The 2,437-nt window shown below is 69.1% G+C and carries 7 protein-coding genes; all 7 read left to right on the forward strand.

What is annotated here, in order from left to right:
* Positions 1 to 97, forward strand: a 97-nt coding sequence (locus IE258_RS42150) for a helix-turn-helix domain-containing protein (RefSeq protein WP_189750794.1), incomplete at its 5' end; no start/stop codon positions are given.
* 25 nt (positions 98 to 122) lie between these two features.
* Positions 123 to 275 carry a hypothetical protein gene (locus tag IE258_RS40510; protein ID WP_189750795.1) on the forward strand — a complete coding sequence of 51 codons (153 nt, stop codon included), beginning with the start codon at positions 123 to 125 and terminating at the stop codon, positions 273 to 275.
* Entirely contained in the window at positions 272 to 457 is a 186-nt protein-coding gene (locus IE258_RS40515) for a hypothetical protein (RefSeq protein ID WP_189750796.1), read from the forward strand. The genes IE258_RS40510 and IE258_RS40515 overlap by 4 nt, the downstream gene beginning before the upstream one ends.
* Positions 454 to 681, forward strand: coding sequence for a hypothetical protein (locus IE258_RS40520; protein ID WP_189750797.1), 228 nt, complete (start codon positions 454 to 456; stop codon positions 679 to 681). The genes IE258_RS40515 and IE258_RS40520 overlap by 4 nt, the downstream gene beginning before the upstream one ends.
* On the forward strand, positions 678 to 1,082 hold the full coding sequence (locus tag IE258_RS40525) for a hypothetical protein (protein ID WP_189750798.1): 405 nt from the start codon (positions 678 to 680) through the stop codon (positions 1,080 to 1,082). Before IE258_RS40520 ends, IE258_RS40525 begins: the two co-directional genes overlap by 4 nt.
* A gap of 2 nt (positions 1,083 to 1,084) precedes the next feature.
* Positions 1,085 to 1,471, forward strand: a complete 387-nt coding sequence (locus IE258_RS40530; protein WP_229892777.1) for a helix-turn-helix domain-containing protein — start codon at positions 1,085 to 1,087, stop codon at positions 1,469 to 1,471.
* A 21-nt stretch (positions 1,472 to 1,492) separates the two neighbouring features.
* The gene (locus IE258_RS40535) at positions 1,493 to 2,062 is read left to right on the forward strand and encodes a GIY-YIG nuclease family protein (protein ID WP_189750800.1); all 570 of its coding nucleotides are present in this window, start codon (positions 1,493 to 1,495) and stop codon (positions 2,060 to 2,062) included.
* The last annotated feature ends 375 nt before the right edge of the window (positions 2,063 to 2,437 follow it).

Below are 2,437 nucleotides of genomic sequence, written 5' to 3' on the forward strand. Positions count from 1 at the left end.
GCCCGACACGACGGTCGACGAGGTGGCGGAGCTTCTCGGTGTTGACCCGCGGACCGTCTACCGGTGGCGCCGCGAAGACCGACAGACCGCTGCCTGACCCGCACCAGCGAAGGAGAACCGCTATGGCCCGCATGATCGTACGCCACGCCCCCGACGGCCCCGGAGGCCGCGACTGCCCCTGCTGCGGCCAGGCCCCCGGCCGGGACCGCAAGACCGCCCGCCGGCGTGTGAAGCGCTCCGAGCGGCAGCAGTGGAAGCGGGAGGCCGGCCAGTGACCCGCGAGCAGACCACCGTGCAGGACGACCTGCCCGCCCCGGCCGAAGCCGCGCAGCAGGCCCTCGCCGACATCAACGCGGTATGGGCGTCGTGGACGTCCGGGCGTATCGACACCGACACCGCGATGACCGCGATCAGCGACCACCTCACGACCGCCCGCGAGCAGGGAGCCCTCCAGTGAACACAGTGCACGCCTACCGGGTGGCGAAGGCCCTCGCCTCCATGGGCCACACCAACAGCCCCGTGATCCCCCGCGCGGACATGGAGATGGCCGCGACCCTCACTGATGTGCCCCGCCCGGAGACCACCGCGGACCGGGCGCAGGTGTGCGAGGCCCTCGACTGCATCGAATCGGAGGCCGCAGACGCCGTCCTCGAAGCCCTCACCCTCAAGGAGACCCCATGACCAACGTCCGTTCCCGCATCAAGGAGATCCGCGACCGCGCCAACACGGCCACGCCCGGCCACTGGGGCGTCTACTACGACGGCAACGGCACCTACACCATCGAATCCCAGCCCCGCCTGATCCCCGGCGTCGGCAACGTTCGTGAGGGCGTCGTGGCGCTGCTGCACGGCGACCACGAGGACGCCCAGCCGTACAAGGACTCCGACTTCATCGCCCGCGCGAGGGAGGACGTGCCGTTCCTCCTGGACCGTGTCGCCGAGCTGGAGCGTGTGCTGGCCCGTGCGGCGAGTCCGGAGCCGTGCCGGTGGGAGGGCCGCGTGTGTGTCACGCACTCCTGGGGGTCCGACACGGGGTCGTGCCCGCACGGTGAGGCGCATCAGCTCCTCGGTGGTGCGGCGTGACTGTGGCGCCTCAGATCGCAGGCCCGTCGACCACTGGCGGGCCCGCGCCACGCCTCGCACCGAGAGAACTCGAAACGCTCACCCTCGTCTCCCAAGGACTCACGCACGCCGAGATAGGCACCCTCCTCGTGATGACCCCGAAGGGCGTCACCGCGACCGTCAACCGTGCTGTCGCCAAGCTGGGCGCCCGGAACGCCCCCCACGCTGTGCTGCTCGCCTGCCAGTACGGGGTGTTGGACGGCCGGCCTCAGCGTCACGGCGACCACGCCGGGTTCGCTGCGCACCGGTACCGCGGTGAGGAGCCGTGCGAGGCGTGCTGGGAGGGCGAGCGGGCGTATCGGCGGGAGCGCCGCGCCGCCCGGAAGGCCGGGCAGATCAACGCAGCGTAACCGGTCCTTGATCGAAGTACATTGGAGGAGAAGTTGTTGGGTTTCACGCGCTGCGCCTCTACGTCCTGCTTCACGCAGGCAGTTGCCTTCATCGTGGGCATCCCAGTCTGCTCAGACCATCAGGACCAGCTGCGAGAGTTCCATGCGCCTAAGTCTCTGATCGACCCCGAGCTGGAGCCGCTGGACATTGCTGCCGTGAAAAGGCTGCAAGCCGAGCAGCGCACACGTCCTCGCATCACCAAACGCGTCACGTTGTCCGCCCAGCAAGCCGGCGCGGAAGAGGACTCGGGCTGCGTCTACTACGTGGTGTTCCGCAGGAACTCTGACAGGGTCAAGATCGGAACTACCCGACAAGCGCGACAGCGGTTCAGGACACTCTGTTCGCAGACGGGAGACCGTCTGCGGCTCCTGGTTGCCGAGCCGGGCGGCACGCAGCAGGAGGGCGAACGGCACCGACAGTTCGATCATCTGCGCGTCCCAGGCAGCGAGTACTTCCGGTACACCCGCGAGCTGATCGACCACATCGCCGAGCTACGCCAGCGGTTCCCGAATTACCGGGACTTCACCAACGTCGGCATGTCCTACGACTGATCGACGCAGCGTAACGAAGTTCTCCTCCGCCCACGGGCGGACGCCTACTCACCGTAGTCAACGCCCGGAAGGGGCTCCTCATGCACCGCATACGCCCGCACCTCGGGCTCATCCTCTACGCCCTCCCCGGCGGCACCGTCGGGGTCGGCAGCGCTCTCATCTGGTGGTAGGCCCTCGCCCCGTACCGGTGGCCGCAGTGGGTGCTGCTCGTCGTGTCTCTGACGACGGCGCTGCTGGTTCTGTCCGCGCTGGCGGAGGCGCAGCACCGGTTCCGGACGCCGAAGCCTCACCGTCGTGCGCATGCCCGCACCCGACCCGACACCCGGAAGGCCGCCTGATGAGTGTCCGTATCGCCTGCCCCGGCTGCGACAAGCG

Origin of the sequence: Streptomyces tendae (assembly GCF_014650435.1) — a bacterium.
In the GTDB taxonomy this organism is placed as follows: Bacteria; Actinomycetota; Actinomycetes; order Streptomycetales; family Streptomycetaceae; genus Streptomyces; species Streptomyces tendae.